The 24,099-nt window shown below is 65.3% G+C and carries 26 protein-coding genes and 1 tRNA gene; 10 read left to right on the forward strand and 17 right to left on the reverse strand.

The window, feature by feature from the left end; genetic code table 11:
- Positions 1-16 precede the first annotated feature (16 nt).
- From KP010_RS17810 to KP010_RS17825, 4 genes are read right to left on the reverse strand one after another with little or no spacing between them, the layout of a single operon-like run.
- Entirely contained in the window at positions 17-490 is a 474-nt protein-coding gene (locus tag KP010_RS17810) for a DoxX family protein (RefSeq protein ID WP_108918071.1), read from the reverse strand.
- On the reverse strand, positions 487-1,266 hold the full coding sequence (locus KP010_RS17815; RefSeq protein WP_246659663.1) for a DNA-binding domain-containing protein: 780 nt from the start codon (positions 1,264-1,266) through the stop codon (positions 487-489). Before KP010_RS17815 ends, KP010_RS17810 begins: the two co-directional genes overlap by 4 nt.
- Positions 1,263-2,132, reverse strand: coding sequence for a DUF692 family multinuclear iron-containing protein (locus KP010_RS17820; protein WP_142864761.1), 870 nt, complete (start codon positions 2,130-2,132; stop codon positions 1,263-1,265). The genes KP010_RS17815 and KP010_RS17820 overlap by 4 nt, the downstream gene beginning before the upstream one ends.
- A 51-nt stretch (positions 2,133-2,183) precedes the next feature.
- Positions 2,184-2,468 carry a DUF2282 domain-containing protein gene (locus KP010_RS17825; protein ID WP_108918068.1) on the reverse strand — a complete coding sequence of 95 codons (285 nt, stop codon included), beginning with the start codon at positions 2,466-2,468 and terminating at the stop codon, positions 2,184-2,186.
- A 636-nt stretch (positions 2,469-3,104) separates the two neighbouring features.
- Between KP010_RS17825 and KP010_RS17830 the strand changes: the two genes are divergently transcribed.
- The 3 genes from KP010_RS17830 (at position 3,105) to KP010_RS17840 (ending at position 5,149) form a co-directional block, all read left to right on the forward strand.
- Positions 3,105-3,971 carry a 4-(cytidine 5'-diphospho)-2-C-methyl-D-erythritol kinase gene (locus KP010_RS17830; RefSeq protein WP_142863071.1) on the forward strand — a complete coding sequence of 289 codons (867 nt, stop codon included), beginning with the start codon at positions 3,105-3,107 and terminating at the stop codon, positions 3,969-3,971.
- Positions 3,968-4,768: a 23S rRNA (guanosine(2251)-2'-O)-methyltransferase RlmB gene (gene rlmB, locus KP010_RS17835; RefSeq protein ID WP_142863062.1), complete on the forward strand. Its 801-nt coding sequence runs from the start codon at positions 3,968-3,970 to the stop codon at positions 4,766-4,768. Before KP010_RS17830 ends, rlmB begins: the two co-directional genes overlap by 4 nt.
- 78 nt (positions 4,769-4,846) lie before the next feature.
- The gene (locus tag KP010_RS17840; RefSeq protein WP_142863061.1) at positions 4,847-5,149 is read left to right on the forward strand and encodes a hypothetical protein; all 303 of its coding nucleotides are present in this window, start codon (positions 4,847-4,849) and stop codon (positions 5,147-5,149) included.
- Here KP010_RS17840 and KP010_RS17845 read toward each other — a convergent pair.
- Positions 5,146-6,039, reverse strand: coding sequence for a LysR substrate-binding domain-containing protein (locus tag KP010_RS17845; RefSeq protein ID WP_142863060.1), 894 nt, complete (start codon positions 6,037-6,039; stop codon positions 5,146-5,148). The two genes, KP010_RS17840 and KP010_RS17845, sit on opposite strands and share 4 nt — an antisense overlap.
- Before the next feature lie 196 nt (positions 6,040-6,235).
- On the opposite strand from KP010_RS17845, the gene phnA reads away from it, so the two are divergent.
- Both phnA and pstS read left to right on the forward strand, forming a co-directional pair.
- Positions 6,236-7,453, forward strand: coding sequence for a phosphonoacetate hydrolase (gene phnA / locus KP010_RS17850; protein WP_142863059.1), 1,218 nt, complete (start codon positions 6,236-6,238; stop codon positions 7,451-7,453).
- A 47-nt stretch (positions 7,454-7,500) separates the two neighbouring features.
- Positions 7,501-8,535, forward strand: coding sequence for a phosphate ABC transporter substrate-binding protein PstS (pstS, locus tag KP010_RS17855; protein ID WP_142863058.1), 1,035 nt, complete (start codon positions 7,501-7,503; stop codon positions 8,533-8,535).
- Here pstS and KP010_RS17860 read toward each other — a convergent pair.
- The 4 genes from KP010_RS17860 to hslV all read right to left on the reverse strand — a co-directional run bounded on the left by KP010_RS17860 (position 8,502) and on the right by hslV (position 11,920).
- Positions 8,502-9,698 carry an acyltransferase gene (locus KP010_RS17860; protein WP_216281277.1) on the reverse strand — a complete coding sequence of 399 codons (1,197 nt, stop codon included), beginning with the start codon at positions 9,696-9,698 and terminating at the stop codon, positions 8,502-8,504. The two genes, pstS and KP010_RS17860, sit on opposite strands and share 34 nt — an antisense overlap.
- A 134-nt stretch (positions 9,699-9,832) precedes the next feature.
- Positions 9,833-9,908: transfer RNA gene (locus tag KP010_RS17865), tRNA-Ala, on the reverse strand.
- A 119-nt stretch (positions 9,909-10,027) separates the two neighbouring features.
- The gene (gene hslU, locus KP010_RS17870) at positions 10,028-11,335 is read right to left on the reverse strand and encodes an ATP-dependent protease ATPase subunit HslU (RefSeq protein WP_142863056.1); all 1,308 of its coding nucleotides are present in this window, start codon (positions 11,333-11,335) and stop codon (positions 10,028-10,030) included.
- A gap of 18 nt (positions 11,336-11,353) precedes the next feature.
- A complete protein-coding gene (gene hslV, locus KP010_RS17875; RefSeq protein WP_018265038.1) occupies positions 11,354-11,920 on the reverse strand; it encodes an ATP-dependent protease subunit HslV in 567 nt (188 codons plus the stop codon).
- An 89-nt stretch (positions 11,921-12,009) separates the two neighbouring features.
- Here hslV and KP010_RS17880 point away from each other — a divergent pair, with 89 nt between their 5' ends.
- Positions 12,010-12,660, forward strand: a complete 651-nt coding sequence (locus KP010_RS17880) for a class II aldolase/adducin family protein (RefSeq protein WP_142863055.1) — start codon at positions 12,010-12,012, stop codon at positions 12,658-12,660.
- A gap of 198 nt (positions 12,661-12,858) precedes the next feature.
- Here the strand turns inward: KP010_RS17880 and mtnA are convergent, their stop codons facing one another.
- From mtnA to KP010_RS17895, 3 genes are all read right to left on the reverse strand, one after another.
- The gene (gene mtnA, locus KP010_RS17885) at positions 12,859-13,947 is read right to left on the reverse strand and encodes an S-methyl-5-thioribose-1-phosphate isomerase (protein ID WP_142863054.1); all 1,089 of its coding nucleotides are present in this window, start codon (positions 13,945-13,947) and stop codon (positions 12,859-12,861) included.
- Between the two features lie 120 nt (positions 13,948-14,067).
- Positions 14,068-14,358, reverse strand: a complete 291-nt coding sequence (locus tag KP010_RS17890) for a hypothetical protein (protein ID WP_142863053.1) — start codon at positions 14,356-14,358, stop codon at positions 14,068-14,070.
- A 332-nt stretch (positions 14,359-14,690) separates the two neighbouring features.
- Positions 14,691-15,908: a polyhydroxyalkanoate depolymerase gene (locus KP010_RS17895; protein WP_343219793.1), complete on the reverse strand. Its 1,218-nt coding sequence runs from the start codon at positions 15,906-15,908 to the stop codon at positions 14,691-14,693.
- Positions 15,909-16,045: 137 nt separating this feature from the next.
- On the opposite strand from KP010_RS17895, the gene KP010_RS17900 reads away from it, so the two are divergent.
- A complete protein-coding gene (locus KP010_RS17900; RefSeq protein WP_142863069.1) occupies positions 16,046-16,699 on the forward strand; it encodes a glutathione S-transferase family protein in 654 nt (217 codons plus the stop codon).
- Positions 16,700-16,730: 31 nt separating this feature from the next.
- Here KP010_RS17900 and KP010_RS17905 read toward each other — a convergent pair whose 3' ends face one another.
- Positions 16,731-16,967 carry a hypothetical protein gene (locus tag KP010_RS17905; RefSeq protein ID WP_142863052.1) on the reverse strand — a complete coding sequence of 79 codons (237 nt, stop codon included), beginning with the start codon at positions 16,965-16,967 and terminating at the stop codon, positions 16,731-16,733.
- A gap of 174 nt (positions 16,968-17,141) precedes the next feature.
- Between KP010_RS17905 and KP010_RS17910 the strand changes: the two genes are divergently transcribed.
- Both KP010_RS17910 and KP010_RS17915 read left to right on the forward strand, forming a co-directional pair.
- Entirely contained in the window at positions 17,142-17,882 is a 741-nt protein-coding gene (locus KP010_RS17910; RefSeq protein ID WP_142863051.1) for a hypothetical protein, read from the forward strand.
- 81 nt (positions 17,883-17,963) lie between these two features.
- Complete coding sequence (locus KP010_RS17915; protein ID WP_142863050.1) at positions 17,964-18,494, forward strand: transposase; 531 nt, start codon at positions 17,964-17,966, stop codon at positions 18,492-18,494.
- A 371-nt stretch (positions 18,495-18,865) separates the two neighbouring features.
- Here KP010_RS17915 and KP010_RS17920 read toward each other — a convergent pair whose 3' ends face one another.
- The 4 genes from KP010_RS17920 to KP010_RS17935 all read right to left on the reverse strand — a co-directional run bounded on the left by KP010_RS17920 (position 18,866) and on the right by KP010_RS17935 (position 23,564).
- Positions 18,866-20,779 (reverse strand): S9 family peptidase, encoded by a 1,914-nt coding sequence (locus KP010_RS17920; RefSeq protein WP_142863049.1) that lies wholly within the window; start codon positions 20,777-20,779, stop codon positions 18,866-18,868.
- A gap of 109 nt (positions 20,780-20,888) precedes the next feature.
- A complete protein-coding gene (locus KP010_RS17925; RefSeq protein ID WP_142863048.1) occupies positions 20,889-21,806 on the reverse strand; it encodes a neutral zinc metallopeptidase in 918 nt (305 codons plus the stop codon).
- A complete protein-coding gene (locus tag KP010_RS17930; RefSeq protein ID WP_108918078.1) occupies positions 21,803-22,678 on the reverse strand; it encodes a TIGR00282 family metallophosphoesterase in 876 nt (291 codons plus the stop codon). Before KP010_RS17930 ends, KP010_RS17925 begins: the two co-directional genes overlap by 4 nt.
- A 124-nt stretch (positions 22,679-22,802) precedes the next feature.
- The gene (locus KP010_RS17935) at positions 22,803-23,564 is read right to left on the reverse strand and encodes an SDR family NAD(P)-dependent oxidoreductase (RefSeq protein ID WP_142863047.1); all 762 of its coding nucleotides are present in this window, start codon (positions 23,562-23,564) and stop codon (positions 22,803-22,805) included.
- Positions 23,565-23,643: 79 nt separating this feature from the next.
- Here KP010_RS17935 and KP010_RS17940 point away from each other — a divergent pair, with 79 nt between their 5' ends.
- Positions 23,644-24,078 carry a MarR family winged helix-turn-helix transcriptional regulator gene (locus tag KP010_RS17940; protein WP_142863046.1) on the forward strand — a complete coding sequence of 145 codons (435 nt, stop codon included), beginning with the start codon at positions 23,644-23,646 and terminating at the stop codon, positions 24,076-24,078.
- The last annotated feature ends 21 nt before the right edge of the window (positions 24,079-24,099 follow it).

The raw sequence follows: 24,099 nt of genomic DNA on the forward strand, positions 1-24,099 counted from the left end.
CGCGCCCGCGCGCCGATTACGCGCGCGCGCATCGCCGCGGCAGGAGATGATCGAGCGATAGGACGCCGGGTCCACGCGCGACAATGAGCAGCAAGCACGTCGCCCAAACGCCATGCGTCGGCCAGGCGTCCGGGTAGACGAAGATTTCGATCACCAGCGTCATGGCGAGAAGCGCCGCGGCCGAGAGCCGGCTCGCGAGGCCGAGAATGAGCAGAGCCGGAAAGACATGCTCCGCGACCGCAGCGAGATGCGCCGCGACTGTGGGATCGAGCAGCGGCAGCTTGTAATCTTCCTTGAAGAGATAAATGGCGTTTTCCGAGACGCGCCACCCCTCGACCTTCGTCTGTCCCGATTGCCAGAAGACCGCCGCCGGGAAAATGCGCGCGCCGAGCGCGATCACGGAATAGGGAATTCGTTCGAGCTCGCCGATCACGCGTTGCGTGAGGACGCAGAGCGAGAATCCCGTCGGCGCATTGGCGGAATCATTCATGTGTCACCTCTGAATGCCGTGAAAAATCCTGATGCGAGCGCTTCGACGAGCACCGCCGCGAGATCGAATGCCGGCTGCTCGGCAGTCGCCGCGCTCACCGCTTCGCCGAATTCGGCGCCCGCCGCGAGGCGCCGGAGAAAAATCGCTCCGCCCGGCGCGAGACGGCGAGTCTCGACGCGCAGGCACGGACGCGTCACGAGAGCGTCTTCGGCCGCCCAATGATCGAGCGTCCCGGCCTCCGCTTCGCCGGCGTTCATCGACCATATCGTCACCATCGGGTGATCGGACCGCAGCACAAAGGCGGATGGGTGAATGTCGAAAGTGAGCTCCGCCAGACGATCGGGAGACACCAGAGCCAGCGATTGCGGCGACAGCGGCTCGACATCGGCCGCGTGATAGGCGCGCACGCGCGCATCCTCGAGGCGCGCCACATCGGAGAGATAGGGCAGCTCCTTCGCCGGCGGAAAGCTCGCGACGAAATCCGGGAAGTCTTCGCCATATTCGAGCAGCGCCGCGGACGTCGGCGGACGCCGCAAGACGAACTCGCGCGCCATCGCTGCGAAAAACGCCTCTCCCACGAGACGTTCGACGGCGGGAAAGCGCGTCGCCAGAGCGCGAACGAGTCCGCCGATCACGCTGTTGCGATAAACGTCGAAGCGATCGCCGATCGCGCCCTTCTCGCAAATGAGGGACGAGGGCGCAGCGAGGCTCGTGTCGAGCAGCGCGGCTGCGAATTGCGCCTGCGCTCTGTCCCACATGCCGCCGGCCTCTGTCACGCCGCCCGCCGCGAGACGCCGTCGAGCGCGGATTGCGCTCGTCGCGCCTCATGAGCGAGCGCGGCCCATTCGGGCGTTTCATTGTCCCATTCGATCAGCGTCGCGACGGGCCCCGTCCGCGAGAGCGTCTGCTCGTACAGCGCCCATACGGCCTCGACGACAGGCGCGCAATGGGCGTCGAGCAGAAATCGCTCTCCAGCCGCGTCGCGCGTCTCGAAATGGCCGGCGAGATGGATTTCGCGCACATGAGCGAAAGCGAAACGCGCCAGCTGCTCCGCAGCGTCGAAGCCCTTGTTCGTCGCCGTCACATAGATGTTCTCGACGTCGAGAAGCAATCCGCAGCCGCTGCGGACCGCAATTTCGCCGAGAAACTCCGGCTCCGAAATCTCCGACTGCGCGAAGGACAAATAGGTCGCAGGATTTTCCAGCAGAATCTGCCTCCCAAGGAAGCTCTGAACCGCGTCGACTTTCTCGATCACCCGCTTCAGCGTGTCGCGATCATAAGGCAAAGGCAGAAGGTCGTTGAAATAGACGCCGCCATACGTCGACCAGGCCAGATGTTCGGAAACGCTCGCTGGCTCATAGCGGTCGCAAAGCTCCCGCAGCCGTTCCAATTGCCGCTTGTCGATCGGCTCGCTCGAGCCGATCGACAGGCCGACGCCATGGATCGACAACGGATGATCCTGCCGAAGACGACCGAGCGAGCGATGCGGCGGCCCGCCCGCGCCCATATAGTTTTCGGCGTGAATCTCGAAGAAGCCGATAGAGGACGGATCTGCGAGTATCGCGTCGAAATGCGCCGGCTTGAAGCCGACGCCCGCGCGGGCGGGGAGAAGCGACGAAAAAGTCGAGGCGATTTCGTCCATGCTCCTCTCCGCGCCATCTCGCCGCTCGATCGTAAACGTCCGTCAAAAAAATCAGGTCCGCCGCTTGAGCGCTTCCAGCGAGCCATTGCCGAACGGCGTCTTTATCGATGCGCAAGTTCCACGCGGAACATATTTCCAGGCGTTGCCTTGATAGTCGATCTTGGACGATCCCGCGCAGGTCGTCCCGGGGCCGGCGGCGCAGTCGTTCTGGCCCTTGAGGGCGACTCCGTAGCACTTTTCCTTGCCGTCTTCCTCGGCGGGAGCGGCGGAAGACAAAAGAGTGAGCGCAGTCGTGAGCGATCCGACCAAAGCGAGATTGAAAGAACGACGGTCCATCTTATTTGCTCCTCAAAGGCGCCGAATGCCGGCCTGCAAATCCCTATACGTTCGATTTGCGGGATTGTTACGGGCTCTCTATTCCCGGTGCAAGGCGCCGGAAAAACTCCCCAGCGACTTCGGCGGCGACGAACGAAGCGGGCGATGCGGCCGCCGGCGACGATAGGCGCGCCGCGCATCATTCGCGACCCGCTCGATGCGCGCTCGAGAGTTCCGCTCGCGCCTCGATATGATGCGCGGCGCCGATCGTCGTCAGCGACGCCGAGGCCGCGCGAATCCGCAAATGGGGATGGCGCTCCGCCTCCCGACGGGCCCGAAGGCAGGGCAACGAATCCGGGTTAACAACCCGTTGACGTTCCACCGTCATGGCCGGGCTTGTCCCGGCCATCCACGCCGAGACGTTCCGCAATGCTTCATCAAAGCGGATTTGTTCTGCCTGTGTTCGCAGTTCTCCGCGATGTCGCGGCGTGGATGCCCGCGACAAGCGTGGGCATGACGCGGCTGTTAACCAATTGGAAACCTGAATTCGGAGCCCTGGGCCCGAAGGCGCGGTTCTTGACAGGGCGGGCGCGGCCGGCGCATCTGTCGCCCGCTTCCGGCGCGCCCGGATCGTTCCAGCCCGAGACATTGGAATTCATGCTCGCGACGCGCGCCCCCGCCAAGATCAATCTGACGCTGCATATTCTCGGCCGGCGCGCCGACGGCTATCACGAGCTCGAGAGCGTCGTCGCTTTTTCCGGCGCCGGCGACATTCTGCGGCTGGAGCCGGGCGACGACCTCTCCCTCGCCGTCGACGGCCCCACCGCCGCCGCGGCCGGCCCAATGGGCGATAATCTCGTGCTGCGCGCCGCCCAGCGCCTCACCGAGCGCGTCCCCGGCCTGCGTCTCGGCGCCTTTCATCTCACCAAATATCTGCCGGTCGCGGCCGGCATAGGCGGCGGCTCCTCGGACGCCGCCGCGGCGCTTCGCCTGCTCGCCCGCGCCAATGATCTTTCCCTCGACGATCTGCGCCTGCTGGAGGCCGCCCGCGCCACCGGCTCCGACGTGCCGGTCTGCCTTTCTCCGCGCGCGCGCTTCATGCTCGGCCGGGGCGAGACGATCGGCGAGCCCCTCGGCCTGCCGCCGCTGCCGGCCGTGCTGATCAATCCCGGCGCGCCGGTCGAGACGCGCGGCGTCTTCGCCCGCCTCGGCCTCTCCCCGGGCGAGCGGACCGGCGCAGCTCCGCATCCCGATATCACGGCGGCGCTCGGCGCCGAGGGGATAGCGGCGGTGCTGCGCCGCGGCCGCAACGATATGGAAGACGCCGCCTGCGTCGAGGCGCCGGTCATCGTCGATGCGCTCGCCGTGCTGTCGGCCGCCAAGGGCTGCCGGCTGGCGCGAATGTCCGGCTCCGGCGCGACCTGCTTCGCTCTGTTCTCGACCCGTCAGGCGGCCGCCCGCGCCGCGGCGGTGATCCGCCGCCAGCACAGCGGCTGGTGGGTCAAAACCGCGGCGCTGCGATGACCCGCCCGCCAGCCAAGGATCGCGGCCGCCGCCCGCCGCCGCTGCGCCATCCGACGAAGGAGGAGACCCAATTTCGCCGCCCGGCGGCGGATGTCGTCGTGCTCTATGGCGCCCATGCGGTGCGCGAGGCGCTGATCGCCGGACGGCGCAAATTGCTGGCGCTCTATGCGACGGAAAACGCCGCCGAGCGCATCGCGCCGCTGGCCGCCGCCGCCGGCCTCACGCCGAAGATCGTGGACCCGCGCGCGCTGTCGCAACGGCTCGGCGAGGAGAGCGTCCATCAAGGGCTGATGCTGGAAGCGCGCCCGCTGCCGGAGGCGGATATCGCCGACATAGAGCAAAAGAGCGGACTCGTCCTCGTGCTCGATCAAGTGACCGACCCGCACAATGTCGGCGCGATTCTGCGCACGGCGGCCGCCTTCGCGGTCGATGCGCTGATCGTGACCGAGCGCCACAGCCCGGATTTCACCGGCGTGCTCGCCAAGGCCGCCTCCGGCGCGCTCGAGCATGTGACGATCGTCTCCGTCGTCAATCTCGCCCGCGCGCTCGAGCAATTGGCGGAGCGCGATTTTTTGATCGTCGGCCTCGATTCGGAGGGTCCGCAGCCGCTGGAGGCGAGCCCTTTGCGCAAGCCGCTGGCGCTGGTTCTGGGCGCCGAAGGCAAGGGCCTGCGCCGTCTGACGCGCGAGCGCTGCGATATTCTCGCGCGGCTCGACATGCCGGGGCCGATCAAGAGCCTCAATGTCTCCAACGCCTGCGCCGCCGCTCTGATGGCGCTGCGACTTCGCCTGGGCTGAGGCGAAACGCCTCCGCTTGCCGCGCGGCCCGCCGGTTCGATGTAAGGGGCGGATCGAATTCGCGAAGGAGGAGACGCCATGCGCAAGCTCGCGCTCGTTTCGACGAGCCTCGTTCTGATCCTCGGCGGCGCCGCCATCGCCGAGCAGCAGATGACGCAGCGCGGCCGCACCTCCGGCCCCGCCGTCGGACAAAATGTGACGCCGAGCACGGTGACGCAGAAATCCGTGGAAGGACGCTCGAGCTTCATCGACGAGAACAAAGGCTTCGCCCTCGATGCGAGCGCCCTCGCCGCCGGCGCGCCGGGCGTCGAAGGCAAGCCGGGCGCGCAGAGCGGCCCCGCCCCGCGCGGCCGCGGCGGGACCTCGAAATTCGTGTATTAGCCGCCACGCTCCACGGCGCTGGCGGCTTCGGCGAGCCACAGCACGAAACGCTTCGCCATCGGATAGCTCTCCGAATGCGGATCGATGAAGGCGACATGGCGCGGACCGGGCGCGACGATCTGCGGGAAAGGCGCGGCGAGCGATCCTTCCGCGGTTTTTCCCATTGTCAGCTCGATCGGCCCGACAGCGACGCCCTGCCCGTTGAGAATCGCCATCAGCGCCGTGTGGAAATGGCCGAAACGACGCACGCGCCATTTTTGCAAGGGCGGCAGTCGCGCGACCTCGAGCCATCGCTCGGTCTCGCCGGGCCGGGTGTCGCTGACGGCGAATGTCTCGCCGAGGAGCGCAGCGACGCCGCGCGCGGCGAGCGTATCCGCATGGCGACGCGTCGTCAGCAGAGTGAGCGTCTCTTGCAGCACGGAAGAGGACTCCCAATTGCCGATCTGCTCGGAGCCGCGCATGATCGCGACATCGAAAAAGGCGAGAGCGGGATCTTCTCCGGTCTGACGCGTCTGCACATGCACATCCACATCGGGATGCAGCGCATAGAATTGCTCGAGCCGCGGCACCAGCCAATGCATCGCGAAAGTCGCATGGGCGAAGACTTTGAGACGCCGGCGCGCCGTCGCGACGCGTCCCATGGCCGCATCCATGCGCTCGAAACTATCGGTGATGACGGCGACGAATTCACGCGTTTCGTCGAGCGGCCGCAGACGTCCGCGATCACGCTCGAACAAGGCGCGCCCGAGCCAATCCTCCAGCGCGGCGATCTGCCGGCTCACCGCGCCATGGGTGACGCCGAGCTCCCTGGCGGCGCTGGAGACGCCGTCGAGCCGCACCACGGCCTCGAGCGTCTGCAGCATTTTCAGCGGTAGCGGCTTGCGCGCCATCTCGTGTCACTCACTCTCTCATAGGCCGTATCACGTGATGAACATCCTGCGGATGCGACGCTTTTGTGAAGCATATCGGCTCCGCTCACAGGGGCTGTGAGATTTATTCGTTTCGAGATGACCTCCCCGCCTGATAGATGAACCAGCGCCGAAGCGAAGTCGCAAACGCAGCGACGAGAGAATGCGGGGCGCGAAAATGACATCCGAAATCACCATCAACGGAAGGCGCTACGCCGCGCCCTCCGAGCCGACCGTCGTCGTCTGCATCGACGGATGCGAGCAGGAATACATCAATCAGGCGATCCGCGCCGGCCTCGCGCCTTTCTTCGCCGGCCTCGGCGAGCGCGGCGCCGTGCTCACCGCCGATTGCGTGATGCCCTCCTTCACCAATCCCAATAATCTCTCCATCGTGACCGGCGCGCCGCCGAGCGTTCACGGCATATGCGGCAATTATTTCTTCGATCCCGAGCAGGGCGTCGAAGTCTTGATGAATGACGCGAAATATCTTCGCGCGCCGACGATTCTCGCGGAGTTTTCCAAGGCCGGCCGCAAGGTCGCGACGGTGACGGCGAAGGACAAGCTCAGCGCGCTGCTCGGCAGCGGGCTCGAGGGCGTTCGCTTCTCCGCAGAAAAGGCCGATGAGGCGACGCTCGCGCAAAACGGCGTCGATGATCTTCTGGCCAAAGTCGGTCTTCCGCTTCCCGCCGTCTATAGCGCGGAATTGTCGGAATTCGTTCTCGCCGCCGGCGTCTGGCTGATGAAGACGATGCGGCCCGACATCATGTATCTCTCGACGACGGATTATGTGCAGCACAAGCATGCGCCCGGAACGCCCGTCGCCAACGCCTTCTGTGCGATGCTCGACAAATATCTCACGCAGCTCGACGCGATGGGCGCTGTCATCGGAGTGACCGCCGATCACGGCATGAACGCCAAGACGGATTCGATCGGCCGTCCCAATATCGTCTTTCTGCAAGACGTGCTGGACATGCGCTTCGGCGCCGGGACATGCCGCGTGATCCTGCCGATCACCGATCCTTATGTCGTGCATCACGGCGCGCTCGGCTCCTATGCGACCGTCTCGGCGCCCGCGTCCTTGCTCGCGGAAGTGACGCAATGCGTCGCCGCGCTCGAAGGCGTCGATCATGTGCTCGACAATCGAACCGCCTGCGCGCGTTTCGAATTGCCCAATGATCGCGTCGGCGATCTCGTCGTGCTGGCCAAGCGTCTCTTCGCGCTCGGAACATCCGCGACGAGCCACGACCTCAGCGGATTGACCGCGCCGCTGCGCTCGCATGGCGGCCTCTCGGAGCAGCAGGTTCCGCTGCTCCTCAATCGTCCCGTCAGACGCGAGAGCAATGCGCGCCTGCGGAATTTCGACGTCTTCGCGCTCGCGCTCAACCGCGCGATCTGACGCGCGCGACATTCACGATCTTTTCTCTCGCAACAGGACGAACGACCATGCGTAACGCCTGCAGCATTTTCATCATCTCGATCGCCGCCATCTCCTCTCTCGACGCCGCGCGCGCCGAGACGTCGCTCTCTGGAACGGGCTCCGCATTCGCCGCGCCCATCTACACGCGCTGGGCGCAGGAGGCGAAGCCGAGCGTCGGCGTCCAAGTGAATTATCAGGCGACAGGCTCCGGCGTCGGCCAGAAGCAGGCCGCCGCGGGAACCGTCGATTTCGGCGCCTCTGATGTCGCCATGGACGCAAAGCGCATAGAGGAAGCCGATCTTCTGCAATTTCCGACCGTCGTCGGCGGCCTCGACGTCATCGTCAACATTCCCGGCGTCGGCGCCAATGCGCTGAAGCTCGACGGACCGGTCATCGCCGACATCTATCTCGGCGCCATCACGCGCTGGAACGATCCGCGCATCGTCGCGCTCAATCATGGCCTCGCGCTTCCCGATCTGCTGATCATCCCGATCCATCATTCCAACGCCTCGGGAACGACCTTCGCGCTGTCGCGCTATCTCTCCAAGGTGAGCGAGACGTGGAAAACGCGCATGGGCGTCGCGCTGACTCTGGAATGGCCCAGCGGCGTCGGCGTGCATGGCAGCGCCGGGACGGCGGGCGAGGTTCCGCGCACACTGGGCTCGATCGGCTATGCCGAGAATTCCTATGTGACGACCAATCATCTCGCGCCGGCGAAGCTGCTCAATCGCGCCGGCAAATATGTCGCGCCCAGTGAAGAGAGCTTCGCCGCCGCGGCGGCCAATGCGGATTGGGCGGCCGCTGATAATTTCGCCGTCGATCTCACCAATATGCCGGGCGAGAAAAGCTGGCCGCTGGTGACGGCGACCTTCGTGCTGGCGCCCAAAGCGCCGGCCAAGGCGGAGCGGACGGCCGCGCTGCTGAAATTCTTCGATTGGGCTTTCGCTCATGGCGACAAGGCGGCCAAAGCCCTGCAATATGTTCCGCTGCCCCATGCGGTGAAGGATCAGATCAGAGCCGCCTGGCGTCAGAAAGCGGCGTTCCGTTCTGCGCGCGACTGACGATCCCCTGGGTTTGTCTCAACTCCGGCGCATCGGCTCACGACCGGCGCGCCGCGAGGGGTTCGCAGCCGCCGCAGCAGCCAGCCGCGCACGACATCGGTGCGCCGCTCGAACAGGAACCAGACGGCGGCCGCATAGATCAGCGCGACCGCCATGAGAATGGCCATCTGCCCGAGGACGGCGAGGCCGGGCTGGCTCCGCGCCGGCGCGAGCAGCCAGAACCACAGCATCAGCAGCAGCGGAAAATGCACGGCGTAGAGCGTGTATGAGATTTCCGAGACGCCATGCGCCGCCGCGCCATAGAGCCCGCCGATGGGCCGAAAGGCGGCGAGATCGCGCAGCCAGAAAGCGATGGCGCAGCCGAGCGCTATATCGCCGAGAACAGTGCGCGACATATGCGAGACGCCGAGCGCCGCGAGCGTCGCCAGAGCGCCGGCGAGCGCACGCGCGAGCGAGGGACGCGCCGGATTATCCGCGGCGAGCGCCCCGGCGAGCCAGGGAAGCCCGAGCAGAGCCAATTCGACCGGCAGCAGAGCCAGCGCCAGCGCGCCCGCCGCCGCGCAGAGCGCGCGCATGATCGGCGCGCGATGGAAAAAAGCGAAGGCCAGCAGCGGAAAGACGAGATAGTAAAAGGCCTCGTTGGCGAGGCTCCACAAAGGCCGGTTGGAGCCGAAGACCGGCGTCTCGATCGTCTGCAAGAACAACAGATTGCCGAGGAGCGTCACCAGCGAATGGGTGGCCGGCTCGCGCGCCGTGGGGCCGCTCTCGAGGATCGCCGCCAAAGCGCCCTGATAAGCGCCGGCCGGCCCCAGCAGGGCGCCCAGCGCGTCCCAAAGCGCCGTCAGCGCCAGGGCCGGAACCAGCACGGTCCACAGGCGTGAGAGTCGCGCGACGCCATAATCGGCCCAGGAAAAACGCCCCGCCCGCATCGCCGCCAAAGTCGAGCCGCCGACGAGAAAGCCGCTGAGCGCGAAAAAGGCGATGACGCATTCATGGCCGAGGCCGCCGAGCGCGAACAGCAATTTGTCGAAGAGCCCATGCCGCGCCGCCTCGGCATAGGGGACGACGAGCAGCGCCCGCAAATGGCTGATCACCACGCCGAGCGCGCAGAGGCCGCGCAGCATGTCGAGATGCTGGAGACGAGGTTTTCGGGAGAGGTCCATTCTGATCCGCCGAGGGGTGCGGCCCCATTCGATTCGGCGTCTTCGAGACCAGAGAATTACGCCCGCATTAGGGCTCCGAGCGCCGCCCGGACGGCGCAGAGCGGAAGCGTCAGCCTATGTCAGGGGGAGGTCTTTGGTGGAGCCAGACGGAATCGAACCGACGACCTCTTCAATGCCATTGAAGCGCTCTCCCAACTGAGCTATGGCCCCACTTTTGTCGCCGCCCTCTCTGGGGGTGAGGGCGGGGCGAAGCGGCGTCACCGCCGCAGCGCGAGGGCTGTATAGTTCAGCAGGGCGCGCGCCGCAAGCCCGGTTTCGACGTTTCTGTGTCAGAGAATGAAACGGCTCAAATCCCGGTTCTTGGCGAGGTCGCCTATGTGCTTTTCCACATAATCGCCGTCGATCGTCACCGTCTCGCCGGCGCGGTCGGAGGCGGAGAAGCTCACCTCGTCCAGCACGCGCTCCATCACCGTCTGCAGGCGGCGCGCGCCTATGTTCTCGACCGTAGAATTCACCTGAACGGCGACGCGGGCGATGGCGTCCACCGCCGACGGCGCGATCTCCAGCGCGACGCCTTCCGTGGCCATGAGCGCCACATATTGCTTGGTGAGGCAGGCCTCGGTCTCGGTGAGGATGCGGCGGAAATCCTCCTCGTCCAGCGAGGCGAGTTCCACACGAATCGGCAGGCGGCCCTGCAGCTCCGGCAGAAGATCGGATGGCTTGGCGACATGGAAGGCCCCGGAGGCGATGAACAGCACATGGTCGGTCTTCACCGGCCCGTGCTTGGTCGCGACCGTGGTGCCCTCGATCAGCGGTAGCAGGTCGCGCTGCACGCCCTCGCGCGAGACATCGGCCCCGCCCCTGCCCTCGCGGGCGCAAATCTTGTCCATCTCGTCGAGGAAGACGATCCCATTATTCTCGACCTCGGAAATCGCCTCGCGGACGCTCTCCTCCTGATCGATGAGCTTGTCGCTCTCCTCGGCGAGCAGCGGGCCATGGGCCTCCCTCACAAGCATTTTTCGGCGCTTCGGCCGGCCCTGAAACGCCTTGCCGAAAATATCGCCGATCGAGAAAGCGGAGACGCTGGCGCCGGGCATGTTCGGCAGCTCGAACATGGGAACCTGCGGCCCCGATTGCGCCAGCTCGACCTCGATCTCCTTATCGTCCAGCTCGCCGGCGCGCAGCTTCTTGCGGAAGGAATCGCGCGTCGCCGGCGAGGCCGCCGGGCCGACGAGCGCATCGAGCACGCGCTCCTCCGCCGCCAGCTGGGCCTTGGCCTCGACATCCTTGCGCCGACGCTCCTTCACCAGCAGAATCGCCACCTCGACGAGATCGCGGACGATCTGCTCGACATCGCGGCCGACATAACCGACCTCGGTGAATTTCGTCGCCTCGATCTTGAGGAAAGGCGCATTGGCGAGCTTGGCGAGACGCCGCGCGATCTCGGTCTTGCCGCAGCCTGTGGGACCGATCATCAATATGTTCTTCGGCAGCACCTCTTCGCGCATGGAGCCTTCAAGGCGGAGCCTGCGCCAGCGATTGCGCAGCGCAATGGCGACGGCGCGCTTGGCGTCCTTCTGTCCGACGATGAATCGGTCGAGCTCCGAGACGATCTCGCGCGGGGAAAAATCGGCCATATCAGTTCCTCGGAAAGCTCAGATCGATTCGAGCACGATGTTGCGATTGGTGTAGACGCAGATGTCGGCGGCGATCTCCATCGCGCGCTTGGCGATCACATCCGCCTCTATCGGCTGATCGAGCAGCGCGCGCGCCGCGGCCAGCGCATAATTACCGCCGGAGCCGATCGCCGCCACCGAGCCATGCTCGAAGGCCTCCGGCTCCAGCACGTCGCCGGCGCCGGTCAGCGTCAGCCCCACCTCGCGATCGGCGACCAGCATCATCGCCTCGAGCCGACGCAGATAGCGATCCATGCGCCAGTCCTTGGCGAGCTCCACGCAGGCGCGCGTCAGCTGCCCCGGATATTGTTCGAGCTTGCCCTCGAGCCGCTCGAACAGAGTAAAGGCGTCGGCCGTTGCGCCGGCGAAACCCGCGATCACATCGCCCTTGCCGAGACGCCGCACCTTTTTGGCGTTCGCCTTGACGATGGTCTGGCCGAGGCTCACCTGTCCGTCGCCCGCGATGACGGTCTTGCCGTTCTTTTTCACCAGAACGATGGTCGTAGCGTGCCAGCTCGCCGGTTTCGTATTTTGTTCTTGTGTCATCCGAGCCTCGGCTGGAAAAAGAGTCTCGAGGATGTAGGGACTGGAGCGCGCCTCGGCAAGAGGCGCGCATCCGCAGGCGGAGGAGCGGAATGACGGATGCGACCAAGCGCGAGGCGATCGTCGAAGCGGCGCGGAGCATGAATGCGCTCGGCCTCAATCGAGGCACAGCCGGCAATATTTCCGTGCGCGACGGCGACACCATGCTGATCACGCCGAGCGGAACTTCCTACGCCACAATGACTCCCGCCATGATCGCGCGAATGCCGCTCGCCGGCGACGGCGAATCGGAAGGGCCGCTCGCGCCCTCCACCGAATGGCGGATGCATCGCGACATTTTGCGCGCGCGCGCGGATGTGCAGGCGGTCGTGCATACGCATTCGATTTATGCGACGACGCTCGCCGCATTGCGGCGCGAGATTCCACCCGTGCATTATATGATCGGGATTTTCCGCACGTCGCGCATTCGCTGCACGGATTACGCGCCTTTCGGCACGCAGGCGCTCTCCGATCTCGCGGTGGAGGGATTGGGCCGCGCGCATGGCGTGCTGCTCGGCAACCACGGCATGATCGCGCTCGGCGAAGGATTGGACCGCGCAATGTGGCGCGCCGTGGAGCTGGAGACGCTGGCGCGGCTCTATTATCTCGCGCGCATCGCCGGCGAGCCGGTGCTGATTTCAGAGGACGAGATAGAGAGCGAGATCACGCGTTTCGAGAACTACGGATTGAAGTCCGTGAAGTGAAATCTCGCCGCTGCGCGTCCTTCTCCCGCTTGCGGGAGAAGGTGGCCCTCGCGTCAGCGAGGGTCGGATGAGGGTCCGTGAGATTTGCGGCTCGATCAAGATGCAGGATTCCATTCGAAATCGCATCGAGCCCTCATCCGACCTCGCTTCGCGAGGCCACCTTCTCCCACGAGTGGGAGAAGGAATCGCGCACATCGCTTACGCCAGATCAGGAAACAATCCGCGCAGTCCCGCCTCGCTCGCGGCGCACACTCCGCGCTCCGTTATCAGCGCGCCGACGAGGCGCGCAGGCGTCACGTCGAAAGCGTAATTGGCGGCGGGCGAGCCTTTCGGCGTCACTCGCACGCGCGTCACCGCGCCATTGTCGGCGAGGCCGGAGATATGCGTCACCTCGCTCGCGTCGCGCTGCTCGATCGGGATTTCGGCGACGCCGTCGCGCATCGCCCAATCGATCGTCGAGCTCGGCAGAGCGACATAGAAGGGCACGCCATTGTCATGGGCGGCGAGCGCCTTCAGATAGGTGCCGATCTTGTTGCAGACATCGCCGATGCGCGTCGTGCGGTCGCTGCCGACGATGCAGAGATCGACGAGCCCGTGCTGCATCAGATGGCCGCCGGTGTTGTCGGCGATGACGGTGTGGGGAATCCCTTCGCCCGACAGCTCGAAGGCGGTGAGGCTCGCGCCTTGATTGCGCGGCCGCGTCTCGTCGACCCATACATGGAGATCGATTCCGTCGCGCGCCGCCTTGTAGATGGGCGCGAGCGCCGTGCCCCAATCGACGGCGGCGAGCCAGCCGGCGTTGCAATGGGTGAGAATATTGACCGGCCGGCCCGGATGCTCGGCGGCGGCGGCGCAGATCAGCGCCGCGCCATGATCGCCGATCGATTCGCAGCAGAGCGCGTCGTCATCCGCAATGGCGGCGGCCTCGGCGAAGGCGAGCGCGCGGCGGTCCGAGGGCGCCGCCGAAAGCAGCAGCCTGCGCATCCGATCCAGCGCCCAGCGCAGATTGACGGCTGTGGGCCGCGCCGCGGCGAGCCGCGAATGAGCCTCCTCGATCGCCTCGTCGCCAGGATCGGCTGCGGCGGCGAGCGCCAGCCCATAGGCGCCGGTGACGCCGATCAGCGGCGCGCCGCGCACGACCATTGTCGCGATCGCGGCGACGGCGTCATCGAGCGAGGCGAGCCTTTTCGTCTCGAATCTGTGAGGGAGCTTGGTCTGGTCGATCGCCTCGACGCTGCCGTCGGCGTTTTCCCAGATGGTGCGGTAGTGGCGTGAGTCGATTCGCATCGCGGCGGCGGTCCGGCGGAGTTCTGCTCCACGCCTAGCCTATGGCCGTCGCCGTGTCGACCTTTCGCCCGAAAGCGATCGGGCGGCCCGCGCTTTCGCGCCGCCGCCCGCCGAGTGAGATCAAGCGGCGCGCTTCAGAGCGGCCGGAATGAGAGCCCATGCGCGGTCAGGAGCGACGACGGGGCTCGCGGGGGCCTCGGCCGGCTGCGGCGCGGCCCAAGCGCTGGCGACGATCGCCATTTTGGCGCGCAGGGAACGCTCGTTCCACCACCAGACGAGGAAGCAGCTCACAGCGACCGCGAACAGAGCGGTGAAAGGCTCGCCGGGGAGGAACGACAAGTCGGGCGCGCATTCCTTGGCGAATTCGCAGGCGTCGGACCAGTCCTGAAACCAAGTCTTGATCGATTCCATAATGACCTCGTCTCGCCTTCGCAGCCACGAGAACCGGGTCGGAAGGCTTTCTTTTGTCGATCTCGTCGGCGCGGCTCGCGAATGATGCGCGATGACGCGGCGCCGAAATCCGATGAATGGAGAATATTGCGCCGCACAAAAGTTTCAAGGAAAAATTCCCGTAGGTCGATAGAGGACGCTGATGAAAGGGTCGACCGCACAAATGCTGAACGCAATATTACTGTATGAAAATCAATATAATATGAAAGTTTTCGTTACCGACCGCCGCTCCTGCGGCGCCGCCATGACGCCCTGCAACAAAATGTCACAGTCCCGGTCGTGGCGGCGCAAGGTCACAAGCTGTTTTGGATATGGTCGCGCAGGACCGGGTAGATCTGATTGTCCCAGCGCTTGCCGTTGAAGACGCCATAATGGCCGACGCCGGCCTGCAAATGGTGCGACTTCATATAGGGGCGCAGGCCGCTGCACATATCCTGAGCGGCGAGCGTCTGGCCCACGGCGCAAATATCGTCCTTCTCGCCCTCCACCGTGAGCAGAAAGGTCTTCTTGATCGCGCGCGGCGTCACCTTGCGCCCTTTGAAGAGCAGCCTGCCTGTAGAAAGGGCATTTTGGTGGAAGACGGTCTCGATGGTCTGCAGATAGAAATCCGCATCGAGGTCCATTATGGCGAAATATTCCTCATAGAAGGTGCGGATGCGGTCCGCCTTCTCGTGCTCGCCCTCGACCCTGTGGCGGAAGAGATCGATAAAGGCGTTGGCGTGGCGCTCGGCGTTCATGCTCATGAAGCCGGAGATTTGCAGAAAGCCGGGATAGACCCGCCGCCCCGCCCCCGGCAACATGCGCGGCACCGTGCCGATGACATTGTTGCGGAACCAGTCGATCGGCTTGGAGACGGCGAATTCATTGACCTTGGTGGGCGAGACGCTGACGTCGAGCGGACCGGCCATGAGCGTGAGGCTCGCCGGCTGGGCAGGGTCATTGTCCTCGGCCATGATGGAGACGGCGGCGAGCGCGGCCACAGTCGGCTGGCACACGGCGACGACATGCGCGGGCGGCCCGAGAAAGCGCAGAAAATCGATGAGATGCTGGGCGAACTCGTCCATGCCGAAGACGCCCTGCGAAAGCGCTATGTCCCGCGTATTGATCCAATCGGTGACATAGACGTCGTGATCCTGGATCAGCGTGCGGATGGTGCCGCGCAACAAGGTCGCGAAATGCCCGGACATGGGCGCGACCAGCAGCACGCGCGGCAAATTCTCCGCATCCTTGCGCGTAAAACGCAGCAATTGGCAAAAGGGCGTCGAATAGACCGGCTCCTCGAGCACATCGACGACGGCGCCATTATGGGTCGAGAGCTGCGTGATCCCATAGTCGGGCCGCGCATGGGTGAAGCCTGCCAGCGAGACCAGCTCGCAATAAGCCTCGAAGCACCGCAAAGGCGACGCATAGGGCGTGGATTTCCACAAGCGAGCCAGTCGCTCGCCGCTCGCCGCCGCCAGACGAAGTCGATTGCTCACGTCGGCGTAGCTCTGATATGCGTCATACATCATGCGGCCGAGCGAAACCTTCCGTTACCGATGGGGCTGGTCGAGCAAGCCCCGTGCCATGGACGGGCTCTAGCATGGCACAGCGCTTGCTCCGTAGTCCACTATAAGAAAAGGAGGAATCGTTACTCATGTCGGCTCAGATGGCGGCGACGACGCTCACGATCAGCAGCAAGAACTATTCGTCATGGTCCTTGCGGGGCTGGCTGATGGCCAAGCTTTCCGGCGTCGAATTCGAGGAGATCGTGGTCAGCCCCGACGATGTCGCGGCGCGTGCGGAGATTCTCCTGCTGTCGCCGTCGATCCTCGTGCCCTGCCTCACGCATGACGGCGCGAAGATTTGGGACACTCTGGCGATCGGAGAGTTCCTGAACGAGATCGCGCCGGCCGCGGGCCTATTGCCCGCCGACCGAATGCGCCGCGCGCATTGCCGCTCCATCTGCGGCGAGATTCATTCCGGCTTCACGTCGCTGCGCTCGGCGCTGCCGATGAATCTCAAAGGGCGTTTTCCCAAGTTCAAAGTGTGGTCGAAGGCGCAGGGCGACATCACGCGCGTCACGCAAATCTGGCGTGAATGCCTCGAGACTTATGGCGGCCCCTATCTCTTCGGTCCGCTCTCCGTGGCCGACGCCATGTATGCGCCGGTGGCGACGCGCTTCCGCACCTATGACGTCCCGCTCGACGATGTCTCCAAAGCCTATTGCGATCGCATCTACGAATGGCCGGCGATGCAGGAATGGCTCGCCGCCGCGCTCCTCGAGAAGGAGGAGATCGAGGAGCTCGAGGTCGAGTTTTGAAACTCGCGCCTCGCGCTCTTCGAATTTTCGATCATCGCCTGTCGCGCCACCTGCGCCGGGGCGCGACATAGATCGACCGTCCTGAATAATACGGCTCCACATAGCTCGGATAATAGTAATAATACTGCGGCTCGTAATAGGCCGGAGCCCGCGGCGTGGCGGCGTAATATTCCGCACGATCGGTGAAATCATTATGCGCCCGCGCGGCGCCGGCGAAGCCGAAGGCCAGGGCGGCGGCCGCGGCCAGCTTCGATGCGTTTCGTCCCATCACGGCCTCCCTTTGCGCGCCCGGCCCCAAAGGCGTAGAAAACGCGCGAGCAGGATGCGAGTTCCGGGCGTCGCGAGCGTCCGGCGCTCCGGCCGCCGGCTTCGGGGAAATTCGACGGCTTGCTCATCGTTATGTATCATGGTTACATAATATGAACGAGACCCGAGCGCGCCCATGACCGACCCGAAATCCGACGGCCCCTCCTCTTTCTTCAACGCTATGGCGCAGGCTTTCGACGCGACGATCAGCGAGCGCCGCGCCCGGCCGGAGTTCATCGGCGCGCTCTGTCTCCAGGCTTTTGACAGTTTCGAGGGCAATCTCGCCATTCAGACCGAGGGCGCGCCGGCCATCGCCTGCGCCGGCGATTGTCCCGCCTGCTGCGTGCTGCGTGTCGTCGCCACAGCGCCGGAAGTGTTTCTCATCGCGCGTTTCGTCAACGCCAATCAGCGCGCGCTGGCGCAGCGCGGCGTCGATCTGCCCGGACGCATAGCGGCGATCAACGCCTTCGCCAATGGCTGCTCGGAGAGCGCGCGAATGTCCTTGCGCCAGCCCTGTCCCTATATAGAGGCCGGCCTCTGCCTGCTCTATCGGCTGCGGCCGCTCGCCTGCCGCGGCCACGCCTCCTATGACAAAAACGCCTGCCTCGCCGCGACCAGCGGCCAGGACGCCGACACCGCCGTTTCGACGCCGCATCTCATGGTCCGCAGCCTGGTGCAGAATGCGATGATGTCGTCGCTGCGCTCGGCCGGCCTCGCCTGGCGCCTCTATGAGATCAATGGCGCGGTGGCGCTGGCGCTCGGCGACGCCGAGGCCGAGCGGCGCTGGATCGACGGCGACGACCCGCTTCTTCCAGCCGCCATAGCGGATTTCGACGCCGCCGAAATCGGCGCGACATTCGACGCCTTGCGGGCGTGAGCGGCCGGCATTTGGCGTGCGGGGCGAAAATGTGGGATATGGGCGTCTTACGATAGGCGCACCCACTTATTGGCGACGCTCATGCTCTCGGCCGTCATCCTCGCATTCGACACGCCCCAGGCGACGCCCGGACGCGGCCGGGAATCGGCCGAGCGCGAGGCGATCGTGCGCACATTGGCCTCGCTCGTGGACGCTTGCGTCGCCGGCCTCGTCGCCGATGCGGTTCTGGTCGGTCCACCCGACTCCGGCCTCGGGCTCATCGCCGAGGAGGCCGGCTGCGGTCTGGTGGAGGCTGTCGATGCGCGCTCCGGCCTCGCCCGCGCGCTGCCGGCGATGCGCTATTCCGACGTGCTGGTTCTGCGCGCCGGCCATTCCCCCGAGCGCGGCTTCGTCGACGAATTGCGCGACGCTCTCGCCTATGGCGAGCAGGGCCGCGCCATGGTGCTGCGCGCCGCCCCGAATTCATTGCTCACGCGGCTCGCGCCGCGGCTCGCCGAGCCGGTCGGTCTCGTCGCGCGGCGCGAGGATTTCGGCGCCGCCGGCGATCTGGCCACGCTCGCCAAAAAGCTGCGCGCGACCGAACTGACGACGAAGGCGCGACGCGCCATCTGATCGCGCATCCGCATTTCGAGCCGCTGATGATGGCGATGCATGTGAGTTCATTGCTGCGGGCGACGCCAGCGCCGCAGGTCGGACAAAACTCGCGTTCGGTGAACCCGATCACAGGCGACTCCTATTGTAGCATTGCGCAGTGACGCGGCAGCCGCCGCAGGTTCGCGATCCATGGAGTCGCTCGCCCGCCTAGCGAGCGACTGCCCACGGGGTCTGGAGCCGTTTCCGACTTCGATTTATGTCATAGCTGCAGGCCCTGAAATAGTTTGCGCATTCCATAGGGGGAAGATGTGCGAGCAGGTTTCGAGGGCGTGCATCATCAGGCCAGCGACGGTTCGCTCGGCGAGCTTGCGCAGATAACGCTCGCGAGCCTACGGCAGCGCCAACTCCGACGCGCCCTTCTCGATCTTCAGGCTGCTCGCGGAAAGCTCCTCGGCCCGCACCGGCTCGGCGCGGCCGCCGAGATGGCGGGCGAGGAAATTCTCCGCGACGGCGTGATAGGAGAGCGCATTCTCCGGCCGCGCGAAGCCATGTCCCTCATCGGGATAGAGCAGATAGGCGACGGGAATCTTCTTGGCCTCCAGGGCCGCGACCATCTGCTCGGCCTCGGCCTTTTTCACGCGCGGATCATTGGCGCCCTGCGCGATCAGCAGCGGCTTGGCGAGACGATCGGCGGCATGGAGCGGCGAGCGCTCGCGCAGCAGCGCGCGTCCCTCCTCCGTCGCCGGATCGCCGAGCGCCTTCACCAATTGCGCGCGCAAGGATTCCCAATAGGGCGGGATCGTCGCGAGCAGCGTCTCGAGATTGGACGGGCCGACGACAGCGACGCCGCAGGCGTAGCGTTGCGGATTGCGCGTGAGACCGACGAGCGTCGCGTAGCCGCCATAGCTGACGCCCATTATGGCGATGCGGCTCATATCGGCGATCCCCTGGCGGATCGCCCAATCGACGGCGTCGTTGAGATCATCGTCCATGCGCCGGCCCCATTCGTGATCGCCGGCGTTGACGAACGCCTTGCCGAATCCGGTCGAAGCGCGGAAATTCACGCTGAGCGCGACATAGCCGCGATTGGCGAGCCATTGATGCGTCGCATTGTAACCGAAGGAATCGCGCCCCCATGGCCCGCCGTGCACGACGAGCGCCATGGGCTGCGGCGCCTTCGCCTCCGCCGCCCGAGGCGAGGTGAGATAGCAGACGAGATCGAGCCCGTCGCGCGATTTGATCGTCACCGGCCGCATCGGACGCAGCGGCGCGCCGACGAGCTGCGGCCGCGCCTGGTGCAGGATGCGTAAGGTCTTCGCGCGCCGTTCGTAGAGATAATCGACATGCGGGCGCGTGTCGGACTGCGCCGAGACGATCCAGAGCGAATCATCCTCGGCTCGGCTGGCGATTCCCCAATCGCCTATGTCGCGACCATTCAAGAAATCTATATCGGCCTTCACGCGGTCGTCGAGCGCGACATGCTCGAGGCGTTCGCGCTCGACGCTATAGGCGACCGGCTCATAAGTGTCGCGGTCGGTGATGACATGGCCGATGTCGGCCTTGTCGCTTTCCGCTATGAGCTTCGTCTCACCCGACGAAAGATCGACGCGAGCCAGCGCGGCTTTGTCGCGCCCGCGGCTGTCGCGCAGAAACAAGGTCTTCGCCGCGACGTCGAGATGGAGCGCCGATGAGGTTCCCGAATCTTCCGCGGAGAAGCGAATCCACGGCGTCCAAGCGCTGCGGCCCGCGTCCGGGCGCAAAATCTCTCTGCTCCCGTCCTTGTTGTTGCGAATGGCGAGACGCGGAACGAAGTGATCGTCTGGGATGAAGCCGGCGAAGCCCGGATTTTCCTGGACGAGCGTCAACTCGCCGGTCGCGATGTCCGCCGAATGGAGATCATGAAAGCGCTTGTCGCGGCGGTTGATGGAGAGAAGGACACGGTCGCGAAGCTTGCGACTGGTTCTGTGGATATGCGCGGCGACGCCCTCGAAGGGCGTGAGATCGCGCGCCGCGCCGCCCTCGCAGTCGACGACATAGACGTGGAAATTCTCATCGCCGCCCTCGTCCTGCATATAGAGCAGGCTGCGACTGTCATAGGCCCAGAGGAAGAATCTCACGCCACGCTTGCGATCATCGGTGACGACGCGCGCGTCCTCGAGGCGATCGAGCGGCGCGACGAAAATATTGAGCACGCCCGCGTCGGGCTGCAGCCAGGCGAGCCTCCGTCCGTCTGGACTGAGCCGCGCGCTCGCCTTGGTCGGATTGCCGAACAAATGCGCTCTGGGAATGAGCTGGTCGGGCATAGGAAAACTCCGCAATTCGAAATGATGCTTTCCGGCGCCGCACGCAATGACGGCGTTCATTCGATCGATGTCAGAACGCGCCCCTGCGGCGCATCGAGAATCCAAACTCTCAACGCTGCGCCGTGAATGTGTTGCAGGCGTCTATCTTGCCGGTCTGCAGACCGCGCTGGAACCATTCGACGCGCTGCGCCGAGGAGCCATGGGTGAAGCTGTCCGGCACGGCGTAGCCCTGCGCCGAACGCTGGAGACGATCGTCGCCGATCGCCTGCGCGGTGCTGATGGCTTTTTCTATGTCGCCCTTCTCGAGAATCTTCCAATTCTGATCGGCGTGCGCCGCCCAGACGCCGGAGAGGCAATCGGCCATCAGTTCGACGCGGACCGAGAGATTATTGGCCTCGGAACGGCTCGACGCCATTTGCTGCGCGCGCTGAACCTTGGGCAGAATGCCGAGCAGATTCTCGATGTGATGGCCCATCTCATGGGAGATCACATAGGCATAGGCGAAATCGCCGCCGCCGCCGAAGCGCCGATCCATGTCGCGGAAAAACGATGTGTCGAGATAGATTTTCCGGTCGACGGGGCAGTAGAAAGGCCCCATGGCCGATTGCGCGCGGCCGCAAGCCGAACCGGTGACGCCGTTGAACAGAACGAGCCGCGCCGGGTCGAAGCGAATGCCCTTCTGCTCTGGCAAAATCTGCGACCACACGCGCTCATTGCCGGCGAGCACGGCGGAGATGAACTGACCCTGCCGATCTGCCGGCGCGCCGGTGGGCGCCTGACGCGTCGGGCGATCGAGCCGCTGCTGCGCCACTTGTCCGCCGCCGCGCATATTGTTGAGCACTTCCGCGCCGCCGATCAGCAGCGCCGGATTTATGCCGAACGCATAGGCGAGGACGCCGAGAATGACGATCGTGCCCAGCCCGAGCCCACCGCCGCCTCCGAAGCTCGGCCCCGCGCCGGCGTCGGCGTAGTCCTGGCTGCGACGATCCTCAATGTTGTCGGACTGGCCGAGCTGATCCCATCTCATCGCCTTGGCGCTCCGATCGCTTCGACGAGCCGCCCTGCCCGGGCCTCGTCCTCCTCCTGCCAGAAGTCCGGCTCGGCCTGCGCCAGCCGACCGCCGATCCGCACCGGGGCGATGCGCCGCGCGAGGCCATCGGCCGAAAGCTCCACCGCGACGCCGCAGAGCGTCGCCTCGCCCTGGGCGGGCTCGAAACGGGCGCCCGGGGTTTTGCGGGTGAAGCGGCGCAACGGCTCCTCCTTCTCCATGCCGATGACCGAATCATAGTCTCCGGTCATGCCGGCGTCGGTCATATAGGCCGTGCCATGCGGCAGGATCTGCCCGTCCGCCGTCGGCACATGGGTGTGCGTGCCCACCACCAGAGAGGCGCGTCCATCGACGAAATGGCCCATGGCCATTTTCTCGCTGGACGTCTCGGCATGTATGTCGACGATGAGCGCGTCGCAAGCCATGCCCAGCGGACAGGCGCCCACTTCCCGCTCTATGGCGGCGAAAGGATCGTCCAGCGCATCCATGAAGACGCGGCCCTGGACGTTCACCACGAGCACCTGGCGGCCGTTCTCCGCCGTGTAGAGATTGGCGCCGCGGCCGGGCGTGCCGGGCGGATAATTCACCGGGCGCAGCAGCCGCGGCTGGCGCTCGATGAAGACCAGCGCCTCGCGCTGATCGAACACGTGATTGCCGGTGGTCACACAATCGGCGCCGGCGGCGAGGATCTCGTCGCAAATGGCCTCGGTTATGCCGAAGCCGCCGGCGGCGTTCTCGCCATTGACGACGATGAAATCGAGCGCCCAGCGACGGCGCAGCTCCGGCAGCCGCTCCTGTATCGCTTTACGCCCGGCCCGCCCCACCACATCGCCGATGAAGAGCAGACGCATTCCGCGCTCGCTCGGCGAATGATCGGAGGAATGGGGCATGAGACGCTCGCGGGACCGGAGGGAAAGCTCCGATGTTCCATATAGCGCAATGGGGCGCGGAGCAATTTTCCGCAGGGGGTCGACGCTACCAGTCCAGTCGCCCGGCGGGCCCCCAAAAGCCGCCGCTCGGCGGCGGCGGGTCCAGCGTCGCGAGACGCACGGCGACTTCGGCGCCCTCCGCCGGCGTCACCCCGCCCGCGCGATAACCATTGAGTGCGGTCACGACCTGCCCCGGCGAGGTCGCATAGACTTTGACCGAGGTCTCTCTCAAATGCTTGGCATATTCCAAAGTGATCGAATTCAGCGCCGCTTTCGAGCTGTTGTAGGCGAGCCAATTGAGCTTCACCAGCGGCGGCTCCATGCGCGCCGTCATGCTGTGCGAGCCGAGCGCGGCCGATTGATTTATGATGCGGCCGTCATCCGACTTCATGAGCAACGGCAGAAACGCGTTCGTCACCGTGGCCACGCCGAAGACATTCGTCTCATAGGTCTCGCGAAAATCCTGCAATGTCGTTTCCGTCGGGCGCTTGTGCTGGTCCCGGGCGATCCCCGCATTGTTGATCAACACGTCGAGCCGGCCGATCTCGCCGGCGAGCCGGATCGCGGCCTGCGAGACGCCGGCGGAGTCGGTGACGTCCAGCGCGAGCGCGACGACATCCCCTCCCCCCGCGCGGAGTTCCGTCGCGATCGAGTCGCCGCGCTCGACGTCGCGCGCGCCGATGACGACCTTCAACCCTTTCGCCGCCAGTTGACGAGCCAATTCGAGCCCCATGCCGGCAGTGGCTCCGGTTATAAGAGCGACGCGGGCGGTATCGCCCGTGGAATCGGCGGACTCGACGATGGACATGAGCGCTCTCCCGAAATTAAAGGTCCCTTATACAAGGACCATTATATAGCGATCGAGGTCATTATACAAGGAGCCTTATATGGTCGATGACCGATTGAGGGCGGCGGCGCTCGGGCTGAAGCGCGCGCAAACCGCAAAGAGCGCGCTTCTCGACCGACGTCTCGCGAGCATCGGCCTGACGATGGCGCTCTGGGTCGTCCTCGAACGAATTCGCGCCAATCCGGCCCTATCCACCCATGCGCTCGCCGAGGCGAGCCTGATGACCGATCAATCCGTCGGCGAGCTGGTGAGCAAATTGGCGAAACGCGGCCTCGTCGAGCGGGTGAGCGGTCCCGGCCGCGCGATCCGCCATCATCTGACAGATTCGGGAAGAGAGCTGCTCGAACGCGCGGCGCCTCTGCTTGCAGAAGCCTTGCAGAGCGCCTTTTCCGAGCTGAGCGCGGCCGAGATCGAGCAGTTGATCCGCCTGCTCGACAAAATCGCGCCGTCGAGAGGCTCGGGCTCTTCACCATGAAGCTCCAACTCGCGGCTTCAT

This window comes from Methylosinus sp. KRF6, from assembly GCF_018887255.1.
Lineage (GTDB): Bacteria > Pseudomonadota > Alphaproteobacteria > Rhizobiales > Beijerinckiaceae > Methylosinus > Methylosinus sporium.

Bases quoted from the DNA above. Each gene is read 5' to 3' on its own strand.
- KP010_RS17820 (WP_142864761.1), bottom strand. From the start codon at position 2,132: ATGGACGAAATCGCCTCGACTTTTTCGTCGCTTCTCCCCGCCCGCGCG.
- KP010_RS17900 (WP_142863069.1), top strand. From the start codon at position 16,046: ATGGCGGCGACGACGCTCACGATCAGCAGCAAGAACTATTCGTCATGG.
- KP010_RS17810 (WP_108918071.1), bottom strand. From the start codon at position 490: ATGAATGATTCCGCCAATGCGCCGACGGGATTCTCGCTCTGCGTCCTC.
- mtnA (WP_142863054.1), bottom strand. From the start codon at position 13,947: ATGCGAATCGACTCACGCCACTACCGCACCATCTGGGAAAACGCCGAC.
- KP010_RS17895 (WP_343219793.1), bottom strand. From the start codon at position 15,908: ATGATGTATGACGCATATCAGAGCTACGCCGACGTGAGCAATCGACTT.
- KP010_RS17930 (WP_108918078.1), bottom strand. From the start codon at position 22,678: ATGCGTCTGCTCTTCATCGGCGATGTGGTGGGGCGGGCCGGGCGTAAA.
- KP010_RS17935 (WP_142863047.1), bottom strand. From the start codon at position 23,564: ATGTCCATCGTCGAGTCCGCCGATTCCACGGGCGATACCGCCCGCGTC.
- KP010_RS17920 (WP_142863049.1), bottom strand. From the start codon at position 20,779: ATGCCCGACCAGCTCATTCCCAGAGCGCATTTGTTCGGCAATCCGACC.
- pstS (WP_142863058.1), top strand. From the start codon at position 7,501: ATGCGTAACGCCTGCAGCATTTTCATCATCTCGATCGCCGCCATCTCC.
- KP010_RS17925 (WP_142863048.1), bottom strand. From the start codon at position 21,806: ATGAGATGGGATCAGCTCGGCCAGTCCGACAACATTGAGGATCGTCGC.
- KP010_RS17890 (WP_142863053.1), bottom strand. From the start codon at position 14,358: ATGGAATCGATCAAGACTTGGTTTCAGGACTGGTCCGACGCCTGCGAA.
- hslV (WP_018265038.1), bottom strand. From the start codon at position 11,920: ATGACACAAGAACAAAATACGAAACCGGCGAGCTGGCACGCTACGACC.
- phnA (WP_142863059.1), top strand. From the start codon at position 6,236: ATGACATCCGAAATCACCATCAACGGAAGGCGCTACGCCGCGCCCTCC.
- KP010_RS17830 (WP_142863071.1), top strand. From the start codon at position 3,105: ATGCTCGCGACGCGCGCCCCCGCCAAGATCAATCTGACGCTGCATATT.
- KP010_RS17825 (WP_108918068.1), bottom strand. From the start codon at position 2,468: ATGGACCGTCGTTCTTTCAATCTCGCTTTGGTCGGATCGCTCACGACT.
- hslU (WP_142863056.1), bottom strand. From the start codon at position 11,335: ATGGCCGATTTTTCCCCGCGCGAGATCGTCTCGGAGCTCGACCGATTC.
- KP010_RS17860 (WP_216281277.1), bottom strand. From the start codon at position 9,698: ATGGACCTCTCCCGAAAACCTCGTCTCCAGCATCTCGACATGCTGCGC.
- KP010_RS17905 (WP_142863052.1), bottom strand. From the start codon at position 16,967: ATGGGACGAAACGCATCGAAGCTGGCCGCGGCCGCCGCCCTGGCCTTC.
- KP010_RS17910 (WP_142863051.1), top strand. From the start codon at position 17,142: ATGACCGACCCGAAATCCGACGGCCCCTCCTCTTTCTTCAACGCTATG.
- KP010_RS17840 (WP_142863061.1), top strand. From the start codon at position 4,847: ATGCGCAAGCTCGCGCTCGTTTCGACGAGCCTCGTTCTGATCCTCGGC.
- KP010_RS17880 (WP_142863055.1), top strand. From the start codon at position 12,010: ATGACGGATGCGACCAAGCGCGAGGCGATCGTCGAAGCGGCGCGGAGC.
- KP010_RS17940 (WP_142863046.1), top strand. From the start codon at position 23,644: ATGGTCGATGACCGATTGAGGGCGGCGGCGCTCGGGCTGAAGCGCGCG.
- rlmB (WP_142863062.1), top strand. From the start codon at position 3,968: ATGACCCGCCCGCCAGCCAAGGATCGCGGCCGCCGCCCGCCGCCGCTG.
- KP010_RS17915 (WP_142863050.1), top strand. From the start codon at position 17,964: ATGCTCTCGGCCGTCATCCTCGCATTCGACACGCCCCAGGCGACGCCC.
- KP010_RS17845 (WP_142863060.1), bottom strand. From the start codon at position 6,039: ATGGCGCGCAAGCCGCTACCGCTGAAAATGCTGCAGACGCTCGAGGCC.